The sequence below is a fragment of the Aeromonas cavernicola genome (assembly GCF_002795305.1).
Lineage (GTDB): Bacteria > Pseudomonadota > Gammaproteobacteria > Enterobacterales > Aeromonadaceae > Aeromonas > Aeromonas cavernicola.
This window is the reverse complement of record NZ_PGGC01000033.1, coordinates 1-1,760: the sequence shown is the minus strand read 5'-3', so window position 1 is coordinate 1,760 and position 1,760 is coordinate 1. Positions and strand designations below refer to the sequence as shown.

The 1,760-nt window shown below is 40.3% G+C and carries 2 protein-coding genes; both read right to left on the bottom strand.

Annotation, left to right across the window (positions count from 1 at the left end; translation table 11 throughout):
- Positions 1 to 797, bottom strand: a 797-nt coding sequence (locus CUC53_RS03725) for an RNA-directed DNA polymerase (protein WP_157798190.1), incomplete at its 3' end; no start/stop codon positions are given.
- Between the two features lie 224 nt (positions 798 to 1,021).
- A partial coding sequence (locus tag CUC53_RS03720; protein WP_157798189.1) for an endonuclease/exonuclease/phosphatase family protein occupies positions 1,022 to 1,760 on the bottom strand: 739 nt, incomplete at its 5' end.

Genomic DNA, 1,760 nt, shown 5'->3' with positions numbered 1-1,760 from the left:
ACTAACCTTCCATGTGGAACTTTGTCAAAGGCCTTGCTGAAGTCCATATAGACTACATCCACTGCCTTACCCTCGTCAACATTCCTTGTAACTTCTTCAAAAAACTCAATAAGGTTCGTCATACATGACCTTCCACGCACAAATCCATGCTGACTACTCCTAATCAGATCCTGTCCTTCCAGATAAGTATAAATACTATCTCTAAGAATACCTTCCATCAATTTACCCACCACTGAAGTCAAACTGACAGGTCTATAATTGCTAGGCTGACTTCTAGAACCCTTTTTAAACAATGGAACCACATGAGCAATACGCCAATCTTCCGGCACACTCCCTGTTTCTAAAGACATCTGAAAGATCTCTGTCAGAGCTCCTGCTATTTGTACACAATCTTCCCTCAAGGTCCTAGGGAATATCCTGTCAGGATCCGGAGATTTATCTACTTTTAAATTTCTTAAACGCGCCAGTACTTCCACCTCTTTAATTGCGATAGGTTCCATAACATCCTTGCTTCTATCCCACACCTTACACATTTCCATATCCTTTTCCTTAGTGAACACCGAAGAAAAGAAATCATTTAAGATCTCTCCCATCTCCCTCGGCTCCACACATAGCTGACCACTCTGATTCTCTAAGGGACCAATTTTATCCCTCACTATCCTCTTGCTTTTAATATACCTGTAGAAACCTTTTGGATTTACTTTCCCCTTGCTTGCCAAACCAACCTCGTATCTTCTTTTAGTTTTTCTGATTTCTTTCTTAAGATTCCTTTTACATTCTTTATATTCCTCGAGCACCTCTTTTACTCCATGCTGGCTATATTAATTGTATATCTCTCTTTTTCTGAACCAAGTTTCGAATACCCCTTGAAAACCATGGCTCTCTCAAACTTTTAACCTTTCCTTTCAACCTAACAGGAACATAAAGATTCTGTACCCTAAAAATTTCACCTTTAAATGACCTCCATTTCTCTATTACATCCTTCCCATAAAACAACTTGACCCAATCCACTCTCTCTAAATCACTTTCGCATCTCCTCAAAGTGAGCCTTTCTCCAATCAAAAATCTCAACCCTACGTCCAGTCCTGTCCTTCTCCATTACTATATTGAAGCTAATGGTATTGTGATCACTGGACCCTAAGTGCTCCCCAACACATACATCCATCACCTGACCTATTTCATTCCCTAACAGGAGATCCAACACTGCCCCTTTTCTAGTTGGTACCTCTATGTACTGTTGTAAAAAACTATCCTGCACACACTTCAAAAACTCTAAACCATCCATCCCTTTTACAGAATGAGCTTCCCAATCTATGTGTGGAAAATTAAAATCTCCCACAATCACAACCTTGTGTTTACTACAAATATCTGCTATCTCCTTACACATTTGCTCTTCCAACTCTCGCTCCCCATTCGGTGGCCTATAATACACTCCTATCAGTGTTACTACACCTTTCGCATTCCTCAATTCCACCCAAATAGCCTCCCTAGACGAGCCCTCTAACCTATCCTTCCAAAGCACCGCCTTAATCTTTTCTCTGACAAGTAATGCAACCCCTCCTCCTCTTGTCCCTCCGATTCTATTACACCTGAAGCAATTAAATCCAGGAATGTTTAGTTGCCAATCACACCCCTCCTGCAACCATGTTTCACTAATTGCTACAACATCATATTTCCATTTATCAATCCATGCTTTGAGCTCATCCACTTTTCTTACAATGTTCCTAGCATTAAAATAGATACATTTAAGATGCTCACCA